The sequence below is a fragment of the Heliorestis acidaminivorans genome, assembly GCF_008933955.1.
Classification (GTDB): Bacteria; Bacillota; Desulfitobacteriia; order Heliobacteriales; family Heliobacteriaceae; genus Heliorestis; species Heliorestis acidaminivorans.
In genome coordinates, this window is record NZ_WBXO01000004.1 from 106,507 (window position 1) to 128,575 (window position 22,069).

Annotated in this window: 18 protein-coding genes; 10 read left to right on the forward strand and 8 right to left on the reverse strand. The window is 42.2% G+C overall.

The features are described from left to right. The first annotated feature begins 135 nt into the window (after positions 1–135). Positions 136–1,476 (forward strand): ATP-binding protein, encoded by a 1,341-nt coding sequence (locus F9B85_RS06705; RefSeq protein WP_151619612.1) that lies wholly within the window; start codon positions 136–138, stop codon positions 1,474–1,476. Between the two features lie 49 nt (positions 1,477–1,525). Here F9B85_RS06705 and F9B85_RS06710 read toward each other — a convergent pair whose 3' ends face one another. After that, a complete protein-coding gene (locus F9B85_RS06710) occupies positions 1,526–2,026 on the reverse strand; it encodes a nitroreductase family protein (protein WP_151619613.1) in 501 nt (166 codons plus the stop codon). 397 nt (positions 2,027–2,423) lie between these two features. On the opposite strand from F9B85_RS06710, the gene F9B85_RS06715 reads away from it, so the two are divergent. Beyond that, complete coding sequence (locus F9B85_RS06715) at positions 2,424–2,816, forward strand: flagellar protein FlaG (RefSeq protein WP_170270268.1); 393 nt, start codon at positions 2,424–2,426, stop codon at positions 2,814–2,816. Positions 2,817–2,828: 12 nt separating this feature from the next. On the opposite strand, the gene msrB is transcribed toward F9B85_RS06715, so the two are convergent. Continuing rightward, complete coding sequence (gene msrB, locus F9B85_RS06720; RefSeq protein WP_151619615.1) at positions 2,829–3,278, reverse strand: peptide-methionine (R)-S-oxide reductase MsrB; 450 nt, start codon at positions 3,276–3,278, stop codon at positions 2,829–2,831. A 259-nt stretch (positions 3,279–3,537) separates the two neighbouring features. Between msrB and F9B85_RS06725 the strand changes: the two genes are divergently transcribed. The 3 genes from F9B85_RS06725 to F9B85_RS06735 all read left to right on the forward strand — a co-directional run bounded on the left by F9B85_RS06725 (position 3,538) and on the right by F9B85_RS06735 (position 5,984). Next, positions 3,538–3,894: a hypothetical protein gene (locus F9B85_RS06725; protein ID WP_151619616.1), complete on the forward strand. Its 357-nt coding sequence runs from the start codon at positions 3,538–3,540 to the stop codon at positions 3,892–3,894. After that, the gene (locus tag F9B85_RS06730) at positions 3,845–5,371 is read left to right on the forward strand and encodes a DEAD/DEAH box helicase (RefSeq protein WP_151619617.1); all 1,527 of its coding nucleotides are present in this window, start codon (positions 3,845–3,847) and stop codon (positions 5,369–5,371) included. The genes F9B85_RS06725 and F9B85_RS06730 overlap by 50 nt, the downstream gene beginning before the upstream one ends. 85 nt (positions 5,372–5,456) lie before the next feature. Beyond that, positions 5,457–5,984 carry an NERD domain-containing protein gene (locus F9B85_RS06735; RefSeq protein ID WP_170270270.1) on the forward strand — a complete coding sequence of 176 codons (528 nt, stop codon included), beginning with the start codon at positions 5,457–5,459 and terminating at the stop codon, positions 5,982–5,984. 161 nt (positions 5,985–6,145) lie between these two features. On the opposite strand, the gene hepT is transcribed toward F9B85_RS06735, so the two are convergent. Beyond that, positions 6,146–6,574: a type VII toxin-antitoxin system HepT family RNase toxin gene (gene hepT / locus F9B85_RS06740; RefSeq protein ID WP_151619619.1), complete on the reverse strand. Its 429-nt coding sequence runs from the start codon at positions 6,572–6,574 to the stop codon at positions 6,146–6,148. A 5-nt stretch (positions 6,575–6,579) separates the two neighbouring features. After that, positions 6,580–6,993, reverse strand: a complete 414-nt coding sequence (mntA, locus tag F9B85_RS06745; protein WP_151619620.1) for a type VII toxin-antitoxin system MntA family adenylyltransferase antitoxin — start codon at positions 6,991–6,993, stop codon at positions 6,580–6,582. A gap of 151 nt (positions 6,994–7,144) precedes the next feature. Between mntA and F9B85_RS06750 the strand changes: the two genes are divergently transcribed. The 3 genes from F9B85_RS06750 to F9B85_RS06760 all read left to right on the forward strand — a co-directional run bounded on the left by F9B85_RS06750 (position 7,145) and on the right by F9B85_RS06760 (position 8,519). Beyond that, entirely contained in the window at positions 7,145–7,684 is a 540-nt protein-coding gene (locus tag F9B85_RS06750) for a nucleotidyltransferase substrate binding protein (RefSeq protein ID WP_243138104.1), read from the forward strand. After that, positions 7,681–7,983 carry a nucleotidyltransferase domain-containing protein gene (locus F9B85_RS06755; RefSeq protein WP_151619621.1) on the forward strand — a complete coding sequence of 101 codons (303 nt, stop codon included), beginning with the start codon at positions 7,681–7,683 and terminating at the stop codon, positions 7,981–7,983. The genes F9B85_RS06750 and F9B85_RS06755 overlap by 4 nt, the downstream gene beginning before the upstream one ends. A gap of 179 nt (positions 7,984–8,162) precedes the next feature. Then, complete coding sequence (locus F9B85_RS06760) at positions 8,163–8,519, forward strand: GlpM family protein (RefSeq protein WP_170270272.1); 357 nt, start codon at positions 8,163–8,165, stop codon at positions 8,517–8,519. Between the two features lie 212 nt (positions 8,520–8,731). On the opposite strand, the gene F9B85_RS06765 is transcribed toward F9B85_RS06760, so the two are convergent. Then, on the reverse strand, positions 8,732–9,472 hold the full coding sequence (locus tag F9B85_RS06765) for a hypothetical protein (protein WP_151619623.1): 741 nt from the start codon (positions 9,470–9,472) through the stop codon (positions 8,732–8,734). Between the two features lie 819 nt (positions 9,473–10,291). On the opposite strand from F9B85_RS06765, the gene gltB reads away from it, so the two are divergent. Together gltB and F9B85_RS06775 are read left to right on the forward strand one after the other, a co-directional pair. Continuing rightward, positions 10,292–14,977: a glutamate synthase large subunit gene (gene gltB, locus F9B85_RS06770; protein ID WP_151619624.1), complete on the forward strand. Its 4,686-nt coding sequence runs from the start codon at positions 10,292–10,294 to the stop codon at positions 14,975–14,977. 60 nt (positions 14,978–15,037) lie between these two features. Continuing rightward, positions 15,038–16,510, forward strand: coding sequence for a glutamate synthase subunit beta (locus F9B85_RS06775; RefSeq protein WP_151619625.1), 1,473 nt, complete (start codon positions 15,038–15,040; stop codon positions 16,508–16,510). 207 nt (positions 16,511–16,717) lie between these two features. Here the strand turns inward: F9B85_RS06775 and cheB are convergent, their stop codons facing one another. Genes cheB through F9B85_RS06790 form a run of 3 tightly spaced genes read right to left on the reverse strand, consistent with a single transcriptional unit; the run spans position 16,718 to position 21,762 of the window. Beyond that, entirely contained in the window at positions 16,718–17,830 is a 1,113-nt protein-coding gene (gene cheB, locus F9B85_RS06780) for a chemotaxis-specific protein-glutamate methyltransferase CheB (RefSeq protein WP_151619626.1), read from the reverse strand. Then, positions 17,827–18,639, reverse strand: a complete 813-nt coding sequence (locus F9B85_RS06785) for a CheR family methyltransferase (RefSeq protein WP_151619627.1) — start codon at positions 18,637–18,639, stop codon at positions 17,827–17,829. Before F9B85_RS06785 ends, cheB begins: the two co-directional genes overlap by 4 nt. Before the next feature lie 30 nt (positions 18,640–18,669). Beyond that, the gene (locus F9B85_RS06790) at positions 18,670–21,762 is read right to left on the reverse strand and encodes a methyl-accepting chemotaxis protein (RefSeq protein WP_207707065.1); all 3,093 of its coding nucleotides are present in this window, start codon (positions 21,760–21,762) and stop codon (positions 18,670–18,672) included. Positions 21,763–22,069 lie beyond the last annotated feature (307 nt).

Here is a 22,069-nt window from a genome sequence, read left to right on the forward strand (position 1 = left end):
CGTGCGCTAACAGCTCAAATGCAAAATAACGCGATCAACTTGACTAATACTGGAAACAAGGTCATACTATTATACAAAAGTGTGATTAATTGACGTAAAATTCATATAATAACGTGATGCCTTGGAGGTGCTATTATGGAAAGACTGGTTATGCAAAAACTGCTGGACTGGAAAAACTCCAAGTATCGGAAACCCCTTATCTTAAAAGGAGTGCGTCAGGTAGGTAAGACTTGGCTACTCAAAGAATTTGCTAAGCGTCATTATAAAAATATGGCCTATTTTAACTTTGACGAGCACCCGGAATATAAGCAGTTTTTTGAAAGCACCAAAGATGTGGAACGTATTTTGCAAAACCTGATGATGGCAAGCGGTGAAATCATAAAACGGGATAACCCTGAGGATACACTTATCGTTTTTGATGAGATACAGGAATGCCCGAATGCTCTAAATACATTAAAGTATTTCTGCGAAAACACTCCTCATTATCATGTAGCCTGTGCAGGATCACTTTTGGGCATTGCTCTTTCCAAGCCAGCTTCTTTTCCAGTTGGCAAAGTGGATTTTATGGAAATCATGCCAATGACCTTTACTGAATTTTTGATGGCCAATGGTGATGGTAACTTCGCCGCCTACATGGACAGCATAGAAAGGATTGAGCCAATCCCAGAGGCATTTTTCAATCCATTATACGAAAAGCTTAAAATGTATTTTGTAACAGGTGGTATGCCAGAATCCCTTCGTTCTTGGGCAGAAGATCGAAATGTAGAACTTATGCAGAAGGTGTTAGCCAATATTCTGGGAGCATATGAACGGGATTTTGCCAAACACCCTGAACCAAAGGATTTTCCGAAGATCTCGCTGATATGGAAATCTATACCCTCACAACTGGCTAGGGAAAACAAGAAATTTATCTATAAAGCTGTAAGAGAAGGTGCACGAGCCAGAGAATATGAAGATGCCCTGCAATGGCTTTGTGATGCCAATCTAACCTATAAGATATACCGCAGTAACGCTCCGGGGTTGCCCATTTCGGCATATGATGATTTATCTGCCTTCAAGCTATATATGGTAGATGTAGGGCTGTTACGCCGCTTATCTCTGTTAGCCCCCTCTGCCTTTGGTGAGGGCAACAGGCTCTTTGTGGAGTTTAAAGGGGCTTTAAGCGAAAATTATGTCCTGCAGGCCTTACAAAACCAGTTTGAAGCCATGCCTCGTTATTGGACTATGGATAATCCACGGTACGAGGTTGACTTTCTTATCCAAAGAGAAAATGATATTTTGCCCGTAGAGGTTAAGTCAGAGAGCAATGTGGAAAGCAGAAGCTTGAAAAAATACAAGGAAAAGTACGGTGACAAGGTAAAGCTTCGTATTCGTTTTTCATTGAATAACCTGCGCCTTGATGATGATTTGCTAAATATTCCATTATTCATGGCCGATTATACGGATAAGCTTATTGGGATAGCACTGGATCAGTAGTGAGCAGTGGACTGAACCCGCGTTGGGCAGGGTCTCCTATTGCTTTAACTTACCAGCGATCGTACCTAACCCGTTCCGGATTAAAGCGATCGGCAGGAGGCTTTTTTTCAGCGCCATGACCTATTGCTATCATAGACAGAGGCGTTACATGTTCAGGAAGGCCAAAAAGTTTGCGGAAAGCAAGTACTCTATCTTCTGTTGGGTAGATTCCCAACCATACGGCGCCAAGACCGAGCTCTTCAGCCGCTAAGAGGGTATTTTGCGTTGCCGCCGAGCAGTCTTGTACCCAATATCCTTTGTGCTTTTCTAGGGTTTCATCGCCACAAACCAAGATGGCTACAGGCGCTTCTATGAGCATTTTAGCATAGGGATGAATCTTCGGTACTTGATCAAGAAGTTGACGATCACGAACCACAATAAAATGCCAAGGCTGTTGATTGCCAGCTGAGGGAGCGGCCATGGCCGCTTTTAATAACTCTTGCACCGTTGCATCATCGACAGGTTGATCTGTATAGCTCCGGATACTTCTGCGAGTGAAGATAGATTTCATAAGTGCTCACTCCTTAAATTCTAATGCCCAAGGGGACTGTCCCCTTGGCATATGTTCTTAAAACTACATGCAAAGAGTTCTTTTACTATTGTACCCTATGGATTGCCTTTATTACCTTCTATGAAGTTTTTGTTGCAAAAAAGAAAGCACAGTCAGTTAAGTGAAAGATATTCATTGTATCGATTTTTACTTATGTTAAAGAAAGCAAAAGATCAGCTCAGTGCGCCCAGTCTGCACTAGGAGGGTGTCCCCCCTTGTGCTCTCAAATTAAGGAAAATAGATTGATTCTTTTTGCAGGAATAAGAGCACCTTTGTTGAATGAAATAATTATCTTATGCGAGCAGAGTTGATCAGTTGATCTGGGAAAAATAAATGGTCGCAATGGAGTGTGATCGAATTGAGTATTAATCTATTGAATCAAGCAGGTGGATCAATAAGTACAGCAAAAGCGGCTACTTCTATAGTTCAAGGAAAGAACGTTACAGAGGTGGCAACTACAGCTAACAAAACTAAGGCCAAGTCGGCAGAGAAAAATGTTAACGATGAAGTTCAGGTACATAAGTTCTCAAAAGATACCATAACTCGCATGATGGAAGAGTCCAATACGTTCCTCCAATCTATCAATACTGATATTCGTCTGCGTTGGCATGATGGCACTAGTCAAATGATGGTTGAAGTTTTTGATCAACGTGATGAGCGAGTATTAAGAACTTTTCCAACGGAGGAGTTTTTAGACATGGTTTCTCGTCTCAGAGAATTCGTTGGTGCTTTAGTCGATAAAAGAGTGTGATGAAAGAATTATCTAAGTGAAAAGCTTAAGATATTCACCGTAGCCTTCTTTTTCTAGATCTTCTTTGAGAATAAAGCGTATAGCGGCAGAGTTAATACAGTAACGAAGACCAGTAGGGGCAGGCCCGTCGGAGAAGACGTGACCAAGATGAGAGTCTGCTGTCTTGCTACGCACTTCTGTCCGAATCATAAAGTGACTAAAGTCTTTTTTCTCTTTTATCTCTTCTGCTTTTAGAGCTCTAGTGAAACTAGGCCAGCCACAGCCTGAATCAAACTTATCTTTAGAAGAAAAGAGTGGCTCACCACTGATAATATCAACATAGATGCCTTCTGCTTTGTGATCCCAGAATTCATTGCGAAAAGGCGGTTCAGTTCCATTATTCTGTGTAACCTCATACTGCATAGGCGTCAACTTCTTCAGGGCTTCATCTCGATTGAAGCCCTTTTTTCTGTTTTCTTGCATGTTCAATTCACTCCTTTTTTGCTAACGTGCCATGTGCCATGTGCCATGTGCCATGTGTGCCAGGGGGACGCTACGTGTGCCACACAAAGGTGACAACTGGGACGTTTGGCCGCGCACCCATTGGAGTGCACAGAAGGACCGCCCTCTCCATTGGAAATTAAAGGTATTTGAAGTTTCTGCGAATTAAGCATAGATAAGCGCATACTTTGATGAATAACTAACAATTTCCAATTTGATTTCTCCTGAAGGAGGTAAGGTAATGACCTTTGAAGACTTTGAATTCCCCAAGCTAATAAAAGATGGAAAGTATTATGTCCAGATTATGCAATGGGAACGTGTTGAATTAAGAGATGGTCGCCGACCTGTCAAGTGGCACTTGAAGCTAGTCGGGGAGGGCGAAGGTACTACCGTAAGCAAATTCCATTGGATAGACAGTCAAGGGGGGCGTAAATTTTTCTTAAACGATCTAGGGCGTCTAGGAAAAAAACCGACCACAAGCGCAGAAATAGAGAGAGATCTTAACTCGCTAGTTGGTGCTTTAGTTGAAGTAGAAGTATTTACAGAAAATGAAGCGGAAGGACACCAAAGCATTACCTTTCTCCAAAAGGTTAGATAAACAAGTGCCTGAGTATGGAGAGCTAAAAATAGTAATCGCTGACGCGATCTATGTGCCTCAAGTATTGCCTCTTACAATACTTGAGCAAATAGAGAGTGAACTCACTTTTATCAATCCCAAGTACAAGGATGCATTAAAATACGGTCGTTCACTACAAGGTATACAACGAGAGATAAAACTTTTTGGTAAAATAGAAAGTGAAAAGCAAAACAAAAATCGTAGGAAGAACCAAAGCAAAAATCAAAGCAAAAATCAAACTAACGATCCAAGTGTAATTCAAACTGTAATTCGCTTACCTCGTGGATACAGCAATCGCCTACTTGAAATTTTCCATGAACAATCCATAAACTATACCCTAGAAGATCAACGACTATCTAAAAATAATATAACCTACAATAGTCAAATTGATCTATATGAATATCAGCTACCTATTGTTAAGGAAGCCTTTCAAAAAGAGCAAGGTGTCATTGAAAGCCCCTGTGGTTCGGGAAAAACGGTCATGGCCATTTACCTACTCAGCCTTTGCCAAGAAAAAACTCTTTGGGTTACTCATACCCTTGACTTGCTACGCCAAAGCACAAAGCAACTTGCAAAGAATCTAAATCTACAGCCCCATGATATAGGAACAATCGGAGCGGGGCAGTATCGAATTAGTGATACCGTGACCGTCGGTCTAGTGCAAAGTCTAATCAAACATAAAGAACAGTTAGTCCGAGAAGGCTTTGGAACAGTTATAGTTGATGAAGCTCATCGTGTCCCCAGTGAAACATTTCGCTCCGTTGTTGATCCTCTTCCCGCTAAATATCGCTTTGGCATTACTGCAACAGCACAGCGAAAAGATGGTCTTGAACCTATACTGTTCAACACTATAGGTCCTATGGTGGGAAAAATTGAAGAAAAAGATTTACTACAAGCAGAAAAGATTATCATCCCCAGAGCTGTCCCTATCTTTACAAACTTTTATACAAAAGTGCAAGAGCCTTACTCCACTTTGATGACGGCCTTAATTAAAGATGAAGAGCGCAATCACTTTCTTGCAGAAAAAGTATTACAACATCTAAAAGATCAAGACTGCGGCTTGCTTATCTCAGAAAGGATAGAGCATTGCTACATAATTGCGGATTTGCTAAAAACTATGCAGACTTCCTTGTCTGTAGTTGTGCTAACAGGAAAAACAGAGCGTTTGCAGAGAGAAGAGAATATTCAAAAAGCCCGGGATGGGAAAATTCAATTAATCGTGGCAACTAGAGTTGCTGACGAAGGCTTAGATATTCCAAGGCTCAACAAGCTTTTTCTTGCGACACCATCTAGAGCTGTCAGTAAAGTAAAGCAACAAGTAGGCCGCATAATGCGTACTCACCCTGACAAAAAAGAAGCCTTTGTTTTTGACTTTATCGATTATAGAATTCCGGTACTACAGAATCAAGTCAAAATAAGAAGCAAGCTATACCAGCAATTAGGATGTCCCATCAGTTAGGATAGCTTATAAGCTAGGATGCCCTGTCAGTTAAGATATCTCATAAGTAAGTCTATAAATGATGGCTATAAAAAGGAGGGAGCGCATGGCTGATTTTTTCATCTGTGAAAATTCGTCTAGTCGTAGCTCGGAAAATTCTCCTGGGGCGCAGAGTGAGTCTTTAGTATGGAACAAGATCATGAATGCCTTTCATAGTCGCGATGCTATAGCCTGCTGGCATTTTCCTTTATTTTCTCAGATAGGACAACACTTTAGAGAACCGGACATATTGATCTTTGATCGCCAGCTTGGTGCTATCGTTATCGAAGTCAAAGGAATCAGTATAGATAACATAAAATTTTGCCAAGGTCATCAATGGCACATGGAGGAATATTATCAAGAGGTTATTTCACCATACAATCAAGCCATGGATCAACTTGTTAACCTCTTATCTATCGTAGAGCGTGACAAACTGCTTTTTCGCAAAGTAGCAGGTCGAATTCTGATTGCCTTACTGCAGATCACGGAGCAGGAATGGGAACAAAGTGAGCTAGCTAATCAAGTTGCACCGACGCCTATAATTTTTGGAGATAAAAGAATTAATTTACAATCCACCACTCTACAAAAGCCGTAATGAAACAGAGTAACGAGCAGAGAGCACGGAGGGACGGTTCTTCTGTGCACTTTTCTGTACACTTCTGTGCTCTGTTACGCCATGGTCAGCAGACAAACAAGCAAAGCTAAAACCCCTGCTAGAAGGTTACTTTTCTTAGCAGGGGTTTTGCTATCTTGTCGCTACATACCAATATATTGATAAATATATCTTACATACTCTTTATAATAGGTCAACACATCTTGAATAGATCGGTACACGATATGATCATCAATTTTTTGGTACTCATGGACAATGATATTATGTAAACCTGTAGAAGGTGCTATTTTTGTTGCAAACTCAATAGGGAGGACTTTTGCTTCACCTAGCTCTATAAATGATGAGAAGTAACCAACGGTTGGTCCTTTTTTCATAGCTTTAAGAAGCATGTTGTTGATATCTGTTGCTACTTCTACGATCAATTGAATAATTCTCTCAACGGCTCTCTTATAGATGATGTTTTTTCTATAGTTTTCTTCCGAAAGTTGCTCGCTGATTGTTTGTAGTTCATCACAATAGCCTTTCAGGATTATTAACTTTTCAAAAATAATTTCTTTTTCAATAAGAGTCATTTTTTTCACCCTTCTAAGCGTGATTGAAGGTACTCTTTACGTTGGTCACGAAACTTCTTCGTGTCATAGTAATATCGTTGCGCATAGAGGCCGTATCGATAGAAATAGCCTCTTTCTTTTTCATAGAGAAGACGACCTTTGGTAGCAACCTCGAACTTCATAAGACCTGGCGATTTTTGCAAATCGATGAGATCGATCTTATTGGATTGGAAAAATAGAGCTAAGTCCATAATAAGCTGTAGCTGTTGTTCTGGGGTGAGAGTATCACCGCTTAGAAATGCAAGATCAATGTCACTAATGCCGGGTCGAAAGTGTGCTTGTCCATAACTTCCAATTAGAAGAAGTAGTTGCAGGTTGTATTTGTAAGCTATATTTTTTATTTGCGGCTCTATCTCATGTATATCAAAACCATTTATCATAAAAGATCCCCTTTACTCCTTCTTTTCTTATCATTTTACTAAAATTTCCACTAAAATAAAAGCTTTTGTGTACGACGATTAATCGAGCATGCCTATATCTCTACTGTGCAATTACAAAACGTATCTTGCCTGTGCAGGAATTACCCAATGATTGTTGAAAAAATTAAGTAACTATATATTCGATTTTTGTGAAATACTTATTGATAATGGAAAAAATGATCGCAATGGAGTTCTGTGTCCTGTGAAAGGAAGATTTCCTATGGAGCATAAAGATGTCCGTTGGATTCAAAGATTTAATAATTTTGCAAAAGCATTAAGCCAACTTCAAGTAGCAGTGGAATTGATGAATAAGAGAGAGCTTTCGAATCTGGAAAAACAAGGAATGATACAGGCCTTTGAATATACCCATGAACTAGCATGGAAGACCTTGAAGGACTTTCTTGAAAACAGAGGAAATACAGAGCTATATGGTTCAAGAGATGCGACAAGAGAAGCCTTCAAATTAGGTCTGCTAGAAAACGGAGAAGTATGGATGGAAATGATAAAAAGTCGGAACATAACGAGTCACACCTATAACGAAAAAACTGCCGAAGATGTAATAATGCTTATAAAAGAGCCATACTTTGAAGAGTTTCAAAAGCTAAGAATTAGGATGCTTGAAATTAAAAAGGAAGAGACTTGCGAAGCATGAAATATGGTCTAAAAGATAGTGTTCTGGAAAGTATGCTCAACATCTTTTCAAGACATCCCAATATTGAAAGAGTAGTGCTTTATGGTTCAAGAGCTAAAGGAAATTACAGAAATGGCTCAGATATAGATTTGACTTTGTTAGGAAAAAAGTTAGATATAAGAGAGTTGAATAGGATATCTTTAGAGTTAGATGAACTATATTTGCCATACGACATTGACTTATCTATATTTGAAAAAATAGAAAATCAAGATTTGGTTGAACATATCCAAAGGATTGGAATTACAATCTACAAGAAATGAACGACACAGAAGGACACAGAAGAGGAGGACAGGACACAGAAGAACCGTCCCTCTGTGCTCCAGTATTGGAAAAAATTAAGCATTTCCAAGAATAGCACTAGCTTGTACGATAAATAGGGAAAGTGATCGCCTTTAAGCAGTAGTTATAAAAAAAGGTACAAGCAAAAGAGGTGCTATTCTTGACTTATACAGAGGCTCTGCTTCGTTTCGTAGCTGGTGGCTCTCTGATTCTAACTGTAAGCTTACTAGGAAAAAGCAAGTTTGCGTACTTGGCTAGCATAGCCGTACTTTTTCCCGCTGTAACAGTAGCAGGCTATTACTTTTTATCTTTTGACGTTTCTACAGTACAGCTAAAATCAATTATCTTTAACAGTCTGTACTACGTTCCTACGACGATGGTTTTTCTCTATGCTCTTTACCGCTTCGTAGGTTCTATGCCTATGTACAAGTCGCTAATTATTGCTCTTGGCTTTTGGCTTATAGCGGCCTTAGGGACAACAGCACTGGGAAATTACTTTGATATCTGGAAGAGATAAGACTATAAAGCAAAGCAATTAAGTAAGCCAAAGAAAAAATAATGCCGAAGAAAAAAAGCCGAAGAAAAAACCACAGCAAAAAAGCCAAATAAAAAGCAATAACAAAACCCCTGCTAGAAGAGCGGACTCTTCACGGCAGGGGTTTTTGCTATGTTCATTTTTTTTGCTATGTTCATTAATGAAAGAAAGGTTTAAGAAAAATGAAGAAAACCTTACATTCTCTCTCCCATAACTTCTACATTCTCTTCTGTAACAGTAACGCCTTCTTCTACAATCAAGTTGCCGTTAATCGTTACGTTAGTAAGAGTAGTGTCTTTGGTAACTGTAACGCAACCACGAATTGTTACGTTAGCGATTGCTACTTCTTCTGTTACTGTTACATCACCGTTAAGTACAGTAAACTCAGCTTTTTTACGGTCAAAATGTTCGCTGTTGTCGCCATCGAAGTCTTGGTCAATTACGACATCGCTCCAGATAGCGGGGTACTTCTCATCAAGGCCTTGGCTGAAGACTTGCTCTACTTTTTGCACTTGACCACTTAGGCCAGTTACTTCTTGACCTTCTAAGTTCTTGATAGTGCCAACTAAAGTAACAGTAGTACCTTCTTCAGCTCTTTCACCAAGCTCCAGAACAGTCCAGAAAACTTCGTCAGCGTTGATACCTTTAGGAGGGCCAGGAGGTCCTACGCTAGTAACACCTTTGACAGTGTAGCCTTCAACTGCAAAAGTCTCTTCGTCAATACCATCGTTGGCCATCAATTCACTATAGCCAACGGCAACTTTTGTTCCATAAGCATAGATATAAGGTGCATCATTAACCATTGCTAATTGTGGGGAAGCTTCGACTGCAACATCCTCGATGGGAGCTGTTGTTTCCTCTACTTTCGTCTCGCCGCCACAAGCTGTTAAGACTAGAGATAGACCGAGTACACCTGCAAGAAATAACTTTTTCATAGTTCTTTTCTAGCTCTCCTTTTATTTTTGGATTCACTAGGCCATAAATCTTAGAAAAAACAGAATGTTTATGGCCAAGCATTACAATTTAGCATTTTACTGGAATATGCTAACCAATTCAAGAATATAGAGGAAACTTATTTCTGCTAGTATTTTTTGAATCTTAAAAAAGCTTGATTGCTAGAAGAGGTAAATTAGATAAAATGCACACCTTTACAGAGCTAATGCATATCATGTAGTGGAATTAATTCCCAAGAAAGGAGTGCAATCCGTAATGAGTCACGCCCACGGCTTTTTTGGTGGTCTTCGCAGTATCGCAGGCCTCGTAATTGCTTTGATTGTAATTGGTGCTTTCTTCCCTCATCTCTTTGGTCGTTACTAAACAATAAAGATTTTTCAGCATAGGAAGGGAGGACTTGACCGTGAGCTTTGCAGGAAGAGCTGGCTTTTTCGGCAACGACATTGTTGCAATGGCAATCTTAATCATCATCATCGCGATTCTAGGTGCATCAACCTATCGCGGTTATTGCTAACAAAGAATAAAGTATCCTAAAGAAGTGCAAAGAGCCAGTGTGTTACAGTTTAACTGTGCACACTGGCTCTTTCAGATTGAAGACATTTGCCTAGATATTATTTTATCAATTTTTTTTTATAACTTTTATAGCAGTTTATAACTTAGTATACAAAATACTATATCCACCATAAACCTCTTCTTACTATTTTTTAGTGTATACATTTGTAAAAAACCTTTACAAAGTCAACCTGAAAAAAGGATAATATAAATAAAGCACAATAAAACTAGGAGAGAGGTTGCAGTGTATGAGACAAATTGGATACCCAGCTCGACAAGGGCTTTACGATCCTCAATTTGAACATGATGCATGCGGTATCGGTGTTGTGGCTCATATCAAGGGGAAAAAGTCGCACCACATCGTTTCGCAAGCTTTAACAGTCTTGTTGAATCTCGACCATCGCGGAGCGCGGGGCAGTGATGCCAATACTGGCGATGGAGCCGGGATCTTGATGCAAATTCCTCATACTTTTTTAAGTCAAGCCTGTAGTAAGCTGGGCTTCCAGCTTCCTGAACCGGGTGAGTACGGTGTAGGAATGCTCTTTCTACCACCTCATGCTGAAGAACGTCAAAAGTGTACGGAAGTTTTAGAGCGGATAGTAGCAGAAGAAGGACAACAATTACTAGGCTGGCGTGCTGTGCCTACTGACAATAGCACTTTAGGTACGGCGGCTAAGGAAGTACAACCTTTTGTTAGTCAAATCTTCCTAGCCCCTGGTCAAAAACATGACGATCCTCTTGCTTTTGAGCGGAAGCTTTATGTAATTCGAAAAAGAGCGGAAAAAGAGATTCGTTATTCCAATCTTGCCGGTGGTGAGTTCTTCTACGCTTCAAGCTTTTCGTCGCGCACTATTGTATACAAAGGTATGTTAGCGCCTGAACAGGTTGATGTTTTTTTTCCTGAACTAAAAGATCCAGCTCTGGAGTCGGCTATTGCTCTTGTTCATTCTCGTTTTAGTACGAACACTTTTCCTAGTTGGGAGCGGGCTCATCCTTATCACTACATAATTCATAATGGTGAAATTAATACTTTGCGGGGCAATGTGAACTGGATGCATGCGCGACAAGCCCTTTGTCAATCGGAGCTTTTTGGCGATGATATGGCTAAGGTTTTGCCTGTTATTGATAATAACGGCAGTGACTCAGCAATGTTCGACAACTGCTTTGAGTTACTCGTGCTAGCCGGTCGGGAACTGCCTCATGCGGCTATGATGATGATCCCTGAACCATGGGCTAACCACGAAAGTATGCCTGAAGATATTCGTGCCTTCTATGAGTACCATAGTTGCCTCATGGAGCCCTGGGATGGTCCGGCGGCTATTGCCTTTACGGATGGCAAAGTAATTGGCGCTTCCCTCGACCGTAATGGTCTCCGCCCAGCTCGTTATTATGTAACTGATGATGATCTGATTGTGCTCGCCTCCGAAGTAGGCGTTCTTGATATTCCACCGGAAAAAGTAGTTTGCAAAGAGCGACTTCATCCTGGTCGCATGCTCGTAGTCGATACAGAAGAAGGTCGCATTATTACAGATGAAGAAATCAAAAAGAAATATGCATCAGAAAAACCTTATGGCCAATGGTTAAAAGAAAATTTAATTGACTTAAAAGATCTACCTTCTGCGCCAGCACTTGCTCAAGCTTCAAGTCAATCAAGTGAGGGCTCTTGTCAGTGTAACTGCAATTGTAAGGAAGATGAGCAGATTAAGGGTGGACTTAGTGGTGATTGTCATGATCTGCTTACTCGCCAGCAAGCTTTTGGCTATACCTATGAGGTATTAACAAAAGTCTTAGAGCCTATGGCCAAAAACGGTGTCGATCCGATTGGTTCGATGGGCTATGATTCACCTATTGCTGTTTTATCAGAAAAGCCTTGCTTGCTCTATGATTACTTTAAGCAACTTTTTGCTCAGGTAACTAACCCTCCCATTGATGCTATTCGGGAAGAATTGATTACTTCAACGATTACAACAGTCGGTTCAGAAAGAAATCTAATCAATCCTGAACGGGAAAGTTGTCGCCACATTCGTTTGCAAACACCAATATTAAGTAACAACGATTTGGCCAAACTTCGCGCTGTTGATCAAGAGGGCTTTAGTGCTGTCACCTTGCCTATTCTTTATGAAGTGGCGCAAGGAGGAGATGGTCTAGAGCAAGCTTTAGAAAAGCTATTCCAAAAAGCTGATGAAGCTATTGAAGAAGGCGCTAACTTACTCGTCCTCTCAGATCGGGGCTTTACAGCTAAGCTGTCGCCTATGCCTGCTCTTTTAGCGATGAGCGGTCTTCATCATCACTTGATCCGCCAAGGTAGTCGTACTCGTGTTGCCTTGATTTTAGAATCGGGAGAGCCGCGAGAAGTCCATCATTTTGCAGTGCTTATCGGCTATGGAGCTAGTGCTATTAATCCTTATCTAGCTTTTGAAACGGTTGAAGATATGTTAGAGCGAGGTCTGTTGACGAATGTAACAGCAGAGCAGGCTGTGAAGAACTACATTAAAGCGTCTACCAAAGGAGTCGTCAAAGTTCTTTCCAAAATGGGCATTTCGACGATTCAAAGTTATCGCGGTGCTCAGATTTTTGAAGCTTTAGGCGTAGATCGCTCTGTTATCGATAAATATTTTACCTGGACGGCTTCACGCATTGGCGGCGTTACGCTTCAGGAGATTGCACAGGAAGTTGCTTTGCGTCATCAGAAGGCTTTTGCTCAAGGAGAAGCTAATCCAGTTGGCAAGGGAGTTTTGGAGTCAGGCTCTGATCTTCAGTGGCGTCATGATGGAGAAGAGCATCTTTTTGATCCTGATTCGATTCAACTACTGCAGACTTCTTGTCGCAGTGGCAACTATGAGCTTTTCAAGCAGTACTCTCAGTATTTAGATGAAGAGACTACAAGACGGAGCAAACTACGTGGTTTCTTTGAATTTAAGCAAAGAGAGCCAGTACCGATTGAGGAAGTAGAATCGGTAGAGTCCATATGTCGACGCTTTAAGACAGGTGCCATGTCTTTTGGTTCCATCAGTAGAGAAGCTCACGAAGCGATGGCTATTGCTATGAACCGCATTGGCGGTAAGAGTAACACTGGTGAAGGTGGCGAAGAAGCAAGCCGCTTTACGCCTGACGCTAATGGTGACAGTCGCCGCAGTGCTATTAAGCAAGTTGCTTCCGGTCGTTTTGGTGTTACGATTCACTATCTGGCTAACTCTGATGAGATTCAGATTAAGATGGCTCAAGGTGCTAAACCTGGTGAAGGTGGTCAGCTTCCTGGTGGTAAAGTTTATCCCTGGGTAGCTAATTGCCGTAACTCCACACCTGGTGTGGGACTCATCTCGCCACCACCGCACCACGATATTTACTCTATTGAAGATCTAGCAGAGCTGATTCACGATCTGAAAAATGCTAATCCTAAGGCACGCATTAACGTGAAGCTTGTTTCTGAAGTTGGTGTAGGCACGATTGCCGCTGGCGTTGCCAAAGGTCGCGCCGATGTAGTGCTGATCAGCGGTTACGATGGTGGTACTGGTGCTTCCCCACGGACGAGTATTAAGCATGCTGGTCTGCCTTGGGAGCTTGGTCTGGCGGAGACTCATCAGACCTTAGTACTTAATGACTTACGGGACCGTATTGTAGTAGAAACGGACGGCAAGATCATGACTGGTCGCGATCTCGTCATTGCCGCTTTACTAGGCGCTGAAGAGTATGCTTTTGGTACTGCCGCTCTTGTCGTACTCGGTTGTGTTATGATGCGTGTTTGTCAGCTCGATACATGCCCTGTTGGTGTTGCTACGCAAAACCCTGAACTGCGTAAAAACTTCCAAGGTAAGCCAGAACATCTCGTTAACTTTATGCAATTTATTGCTCAGGAAATGCGTGAGTACATGGCTCAGCTTGGCTTCCGGACTGTTAACGAAATGATTGGCCGAACCGATGTTCTGGAAGTAGGCGAAGCCTTAACACGTTGGAAAGCTAAAGGTCTCGATCTGACACCACTGCTATATCAACCTGATATGCCTGCAGAAGTAGGTCGTTATTGCCAGAAAGAGCAAGATCACGGTTTAGATAAAGCTTTAGATCGTCAGCAACTAATGGAGCTTTGCCGCCCAGCCTTAGAAAAAGGTGAAAAAGTAGAAGCTAGCTTACCGATCTGTAATATCAACCGTGTTGTAGGTACTATGATTGGTCATCAGATTACAGAGCGTTATGGCTTGGAAGGTCTACGAGAAGATACAATTACACTTAACTTCACAGGCTCTGCTGGTCAAAGTTTTGGTGCTTTCAATCCCCCAGGTATGACCCTCAAACTTGAAGGCGATGCCAACGATTATGTAGGAAAAGGTTTATCAGGTGGTAAGATTATCGTTTATCCACCTAGAACAGCTAAGTTCGTAGCGGAAGATAATATTATCATTGGTAACGTAGCTTTATATGGTGCTACAGCTGGTACAGCTTATATCCGTGGTATGGCTGGTGAACGTTTCTGTGTCCGCAACAGTGGCGTCAAAGCTGTTGTAGAAGGTGTAGGCGATCACGGTTGTGAGTACATGACGGGAGGACGGGTCGTCGTCCTTGGCGAGACAGGTCGCAACTTTGCGGCTGGTATGTCGGGCGGTATTGCTTATGTACTAGATCTAAAAGGTGACTTTGCTCGCCATTGTAATCAAGATATGGTGCTCCTTGAAAAGCTAAGCGATAATCAGGAAATAGAAGAAGTGCGCACGATGATTGAGAACCATAGAGACTATACAGGAAGTACGGTAGCTCAAAAAGTATTGCAGGACTGGGAGGAAACAGTTCCCCGCTTTGTCAGAGTAATTCCGAAAGACTACAAGCGAATGCTCGAAGCCATTGATCGGGCCTGCCAGTCTGGTTTGAGTGGTGAAGAGGCAATTATGGCCGCCTTCGAAGAGAACATGCGCGATACCTCTCGGATCGGCGGTAACTAAACACAAAGCTCTCTTGTTAGCATTATTGCTTGTTAAGAAAAAAGTTTGGAGGAATTGCTGATGGGAAAACCGACCGGTTTTATGGATTATAGACGGGAACTGCCTGCAGACCGACCTCCTCAAGAGCGCATCGAGGACTGGCAGGAGTTTCATCTGCATCTATCAGAAGAACAATTGAGCATACAAGGAGCTCGCTGTATGGCTTGCGGCACTCCTTACTGCCATAGAGGAAGCACTGCTTCAGGTTGCCCTCTTCATAATCTCATTCCTGAATGGAACGATCTTGTCTATCGTGGTTTGTGGCAAGAAGCTTTACAGCGTTTGCTTCGCACGAGCAATTTCCCTGAATTTACAGGTCGCGTCTGTCCAGCTCTTTGTGAAGGCGCTTGTACGGCCGGCCTAGTGGCAGAGCCTGTGACGATCAAAAACATTGAGTGTTCCATTATCGATAAAGCTTATGAAGAAGGTTGGATAGAACCACAACCGCCAGCTAAGCGCAGTGGCAAAAAAGTAGCTGTCATTGGCTCTGGTCCTGCTGGCCTAGCTTGTGCTGATCAGTTGAATAAAGCAGGTCATATGGTGACTGTTTACGAAAGATCTGATCGTATCGGTGGCTTGCTCACCTACGGCATTCCCAATATGAAGTTAGACAAAAAAGTAGTACAGCGTCGCGTCGATTTGATGGCCGCTGAAGGAATTAATTTTGTTACTAATACAGAAGTAGGTACAGATCTAGCAGTAGAGCAATTGCAAGCCGATTATGACGCTATCGTTTTGTGTGGTGGCGCTACGGAAGCTCGTGATCTAGCTGTAGAAGGTCGTCACCTGCAGGGAATTTATCCAGCTGTAGAATTTCTTACTGCCGATACTCGTAGTTTGCTCAATTCTAATCATAAGGATAAGCAATATATATCAGCAGAAGGCAAAGATGTGATTGTCATCGGTGGTGGCGACACTGGTACGGACTGTGTAGGTACTGCTTTACGCCATCGTTGTAATAGTGTGGTGCAGTTTGAGATTATGCCACAATTGCCAGAAAGTCGCGGTGCTAATAACCCTTGGCCTGACTATCCTCGTGTATTGAAAGTAGATTATGGTCAGCAAGAAGCGCTGGTTCTACAAGGTGCTGATCCTAGGCAGTATTGCATAATGACCAAAAAATTTGTAGGTGATGAGGCCGGTCAGCTTAAAGAAGTCCACACGGTCCAAATTGAATGGGTCAAGGGTGCTGATGGTCGCTTTGCACCGCAGGAAATTGCGGGAACTGAAAAAGTCTGGCCAGCTCAACTCGTCTTACTAGCTATGGGCTTTACAGGTCCTGAAGCACAGCTATTAGATCAACTGGGCATTGAGCGTGATAACCGCTCTAACGCTAAAGCTCCTTATGGTAAGTACACAACTAATCTTCCCGGTGTCTTCGCCGCTGGTGATATGCGTCGAGGCCAAAGTCTTGTCGTCTGGGCTATTCATGAAGGTCGTGAAGCGGCCCGTGAGTGTGACCGTTTTTTAATGGGCACTACTAACTTGCCTTAAGCTAATAATGTATACTCAGTTACTCTATTAGTTTGGTTATTCTATTAGTTTTAGTAATAATAAAGAAAAAAAGGTCAGGTAGGGTTTAGCCCCACCTGACCTTTTTTTCTGCTTTATAGGGAAAGGAGTTAACAGCTACTAATCAAAGAGCTACTAAGAAAACCTGAAGTTTGGCTTTGAAGAAAGCTAGGGCACAATAGAGCACAATTAAAGAAAAGTCATAATCTGCTGATAGAGTAGGGGGAGGGGGACTTTTTTGTCAGCGTAGCCTGCTTCAAAAACTGCTTTGGGCATGCCGTAGACGATACAAGATTCTTCGGCTTCTACTAGTACTGTGCCTTGATAGTGCTTTACATCTTTGCAACCTTCCATGCCATCGTTGCCCATGCCGGTCAGAATAACTGTGAGTAATTTTTCGCGAAAAAGAGGTGCGGCTGAGTGTAAAGTTACGTTGATAGAAGGTTTGTAAAGGTGGTTACTTTTCCCTTCCTTGCGAACTTGTAAGACAATAGAGCCTTCAGGAGTTTTCTGTAATTCTGTCTGGAAACCTGCAGGTCCTACATAGATTCGCCCTTCTTGCAAAATCTCACCGTCCACAGCTTCTGAGACAGGTCGTTGACAGAAGCTATCAAAGCGCTGAGCTAGGGCTTTGGTAAATCCTTCGGGCATATGTTGCAAGACGATTATAGGTACTTTAGTTGCTTCGGTAAAACGCGGTAGCAGAGATTGTAATGCCGAAGGACCACCTGTAGAAGATCCGATAATGAGCAGTTCGATGTTAGCGGGGCGAGCAGTCTTTTCTAAAGCAGAATCAATTCTTTTGGTCACCAGGGAGAGATCTTGATAGGCACTGCCAGTTACAGCATTCTTGTAAGCTGAGCTTCCTGCGGAGGAAGCTAAACCTTCACGATCTAAGCGAGCTTCTTCAGCGATGACCTTAATGCGACGGAGAAAGTCTGTAACTGCTTCGGAAGTAAGATCTCTTTGAATTAGTTTGCTTTTTAAGAAGACGTCAAGAGCACCTAGCTCTAGAGCTCGTACTGAATTCTGAGCGCCTTTTTCAGCGTGATTGCTTAAGATGACGACAGGAACGGGATAATCTTTCATGATCTTTGCTAGTGCTTGTAAGCCATCCATTTCAGGCATCTCTATATCTAAGGTGACCAAATCTGGTCGCAGTCGCTCAACTTTCTCTAGCGCTTCTTTGCCGTTTCGAGCAATGGCAATGACAAAGAGGGCTTCATCTTGCTCAATCATACGGCTAATAGAGCGGCGCATAAAAGAGGAATCATCTACTACCAAAACACCATACTTTCTCACGAAGGAGTGCCTCCTTTTCGATAATAAAAAGCGGAGTATTGGTAGATCGTTTCAAAAGGGCTTTTAGTACCGTGAATTGTTTCAGCATGTCCTAGAAAAAGATAGCCTCCTGGCTTTATTATATCAGCAAAGCGATGAATGATCTTTTGAATGACAGGACCATCAAAATAAATTAAAACATTTCTGCAAAAAATGATATCTACTTTTTCCATTTTTCCAACTAGATAGGGTTCTAGAAGATTCAGCTTTCTAAAGGTAATCATCTCTTTCAATTCGTCATTAATCTGATAGTCTTCCCCCGTAGCAAAAAAGTATTTGCGGAGCATAACCTCAGGCATCTTGCGAAAAGAAAGAGATTTTTTTCCGTAGCGACCTCGTTGAGCTTTTTCCAGAATTTTAGAGTCTATATCAGAAGCTACAATTTGAACAGAGCCTCTAGGGAAGAGGCCACTTTCTTTGATCAACATAGCTAGTGTATAAGGCTCTTCACCACTAGAACAAGCGGCGCTCCAGATACGTAGTACCTCTGTATCTTTGCGGTACTGGTATTCTTGCAATATAGCACTAAAAGCTTCTAAAGCTTTTTCTTCTCGAAAAAAGTAAGTTTCATTGATGGTGATATGCTCAATTAATTTATCCCATTCGGCAGGGTTACTATTAAGATAGAGCAGATATTCATGAATAGTGAGGCCCAATTCCTGAAGACGACTGGTGAGCTTTGCTGTTAATGTTGCTTCCTGGTTGATAAAGTCAATGCCGCAATATTGATAAATACGTTTTGCCAATTTAGTCCATTCTTCTTGAACCATTGGCTACACCTACCTGTCCTTTCACCCAACTTAGGCTTCTTTTTTACTATCTAGTGAATGAAGAGATTCTCTAATTTCTCGGGCGTATCCAATTAGGTCCTTCGTTGACTCTAAGTTTTTCTCTAGAGCTTTGCTTGTCTTTAAGGCTTCTTTTAGATCGATCAAATGATTACCTACTTGATCGACTTCACTACTTTGTTCTTCAATGGTGCTGATTATTTGATCTACTTGCTCGGTGAGACTGCCCAGATGCTTTTGCAAATCTTCTATTCTGAAAGCTTGTTCCTTCATCGCCGCTGTAGTTTGGCGAATTTGTTCTTTGGTGTTAGTGACTGATTTTACATTGTTAGCTACGCTTTCTGCTTGTTCTTGTGTAGCTATGGTAATTTCAGAAGCTTGGGCAGTTACTTTTTCAGCGGCCTTGACAATATTTTGACCTTCTTTAGTCTGTTCTCTCACTGCCACTGTAATTTGACGGACTTGCTCCCGAGCATTAACGATGCCTTTGATAACTTCTTCGGCACCTGCTGTTTGCTCTAAAATGGACTGACGAACTTGTTCTACTTGTTCGTTCACACCTGCTACAGCTTCAACAATATGTTTGCCTTGTAGAGATTGCTCCTGCACTGCTACAGTAATTTGTCTTACTTGCTCTCTAGCGCTTATGACGGCGGCAATAATGCTATCAACGCCTAGTGCTTGTTCTTGTGTGACTTGGCTAACTTGCTCGGTCTGATTCTTTACATTCTCCATGGCCTGGGCAATATTTTTACCTTCTTTGGCTTGTGCTTGCATGGCTACGGTAATCTGACGAACTTGCTCACGGGCGTTGCCCACGCCTTTGATGACTTCTTCCACACCTAAGGCTTGCTCTTTGACAGCGCTAGTTACTTGTCCTGTCTGATTGCGCGTCATTTCCACAGACTGAACGATGTTTTGGCCTTGAATAGTCTGCTCGCGCATGGCGACGGTGATCTGACGGACTTGCTCGCGAGCGCCACCAACACCTTGAATGATTTCATCAGCACCAATAGCTTGCTCTTTTACAGCTGAAGCGACTTGCTTGACTTGTTCAGCTACACTTTCTACAGCATCGATGATCGATTTGCCTTGTTGGGCTTGCTCATTCGTAGCTACGTTTATTTGTCGGACTTGTTCTCGTGCGTTGCCTACGCCTTTGATTATGCTTTCTACACCAATGGCTTGTTCACGCGTTGCTTCTGTCATCATACTTGCTTGTTGGGTTACTGCTTTGACAGCTTCAATTATGCGTACGCTATCTTGGCGCTGTCCTTCTGTAGCGGTAGTCACTTGACGAATCTCCGTGGCAACGCTATCGATGCCATCGACAATTTTACCAATAGCTTTGCCAGCTTGATCGCTTAGCTTAGAGCCTTGTTCTACTTTATCCGAGCCTACTTCAATAGCTTTGATGGCGCTCGTCGTCTCGCCTTGAATGCCTTTAATCAACAGGGAAATTTCTTTTGTTGCTGTAGCTGTTCTTTCTGCTAGCTTACGCACCTCATCAGCTACAACGGCAAATCCTTTGCCGTGTTCACCTGCTCTAGCGGCTTCAATGGCGGCGTTGAGTGCTAGTAGGTTCGTTTGGGCGGCAATATCGTCGATTACTTCGATGATACTTCCGATTTTCTCGGAGCTTTTGCCGAGACCGTTCATCACTGTTTCAGCGCCATGAATGACTTCGGAGATTTCTCGTATGGCTACTAAAGTATCGTCGACTGCTTTTTTGCCGTCTACGGCATCAGTCTGAACAGTATCACTTAACTTGTTGATGCTTTTAGCGCTATCAGCAACGCCATTAATGGATCTAGCCATTTCTTCAATAATATTACTTGTGTCTAAAGAGGAGCGGGATAGTTCTTCGGCATTTCCTGCTACGCCTTGAATGGAAGCGCCCATTTCTTCAATAGATGCAGAAATTTCTTCTACTGATCGAGCTGTGCTTTCGCTGTTACCAGCTACTTGTTGAATAGATACGACCATTTCTTGAACGGCGGCCGCTACTTCTTCGGAAGAACCTTTTAAGCTTTCACTATTGTTAGCCACACCTCTGATGGAAGCACCCATCTGCTCGATAGAGGAAGAGATTTGCTCTACTGAACTAGCTGTGCTTTCAGCATTACCAGCTACTTGCGAAATAGAAGCAACCATTTCTTGAATGGCGGCGGCAGATTCTTCGACAGAGCTATAAAGACTTTCAGCGTTGCCAGCAACGCCTCGGATAGATGAACCCATCTGCTCGATAGAAGAAGAGATTTGCTCTACTGAACTAGCCGTACTTTCGGCATTGCCGGCTACTTGTTGTATTGAAGCAACTACTTCTTGCACTGCTACAGCTACTTCTTCGGAAGATGCAGTAAGACTCTGGGCATTCGCGGCTACCCCACGGATAGTTTGCCCCATCTCTTCAATGGCCGCTGAGATTTCTTCAACGGACTTTGCTGTACTTTCACTGTTGCCAGCTACTTGTTGAATGGAAGCTACAATTTCTTCTATAGCCGCAGAAGCTTCTTCTGTAGATTGATTTAGACGATCAGCATTGCCAGCGAGCATTTTCAGGGAACTACCCATTTGCTCGATGGAGGAAGAGACTTGCTCTACCGAGGAGGCTGTGCTTTCACTGTTGCCAGCTACTTGCTGAATAGAGGCTACGATTTCTTGTAGAGCCGCTGTTGTTTCTTCAGCTAAAGCTGTTAAGTTTTCGGCATTACCTGTAACACCTTTGATGGAGCGGCTAGTTTGCTCAAAAGAAGCGGCAATTTCTTCAACGGAATGTGAAGCGCTTTCGTTGTTACCGGCTACGCCTTGTATGGCTGTAATTATTTCTTGAAGAGATTTTTCACTTTCTTCAATTTTCTTAGTTACTTTTTCTACTTCTTTGATAACGCTTTTGATCGATTTGGACAAGTCTTTAGTGATTCCACTAGTTGCTTCTAAAGAGGAGAAGGAATCATTGCCACGGCTCAAGATGTGATTAGCTTCTGTGGTAATTAGACGAAGTTTATCTTCTAATTGCTGAGTGGCGTTATTGGCTATGTACACTTTATGGGCGAGTCCAGATGAATTCATGAATCGGAAAGCGAGTGTTTTAGATAAACCCATAAAAGGGGTCCTCCTTGTTGTTTGTTATTTTTAGCGCAATCAATTAGGCAGAATAATCATTTTTTATGGAATAGATAGATATGTTCAGTACCTTACAAAATACATTATAGATTAATACATTTGCTCGATCAATTCCAAGATCAATTGCTATAAAAAAACCTTTTGACAAAAGGGCTTGAAAAAATAAAAAATAGCAGACAAATGTAATATTTTCCTGCTAGGGAGAAGGAGAAGCATGAAAAGAAAAAGGAATGTAGAGGATCGTGGAGGAAAGTAGAGCTTTTTTTTGCGAAGTCTTTATCTGTCG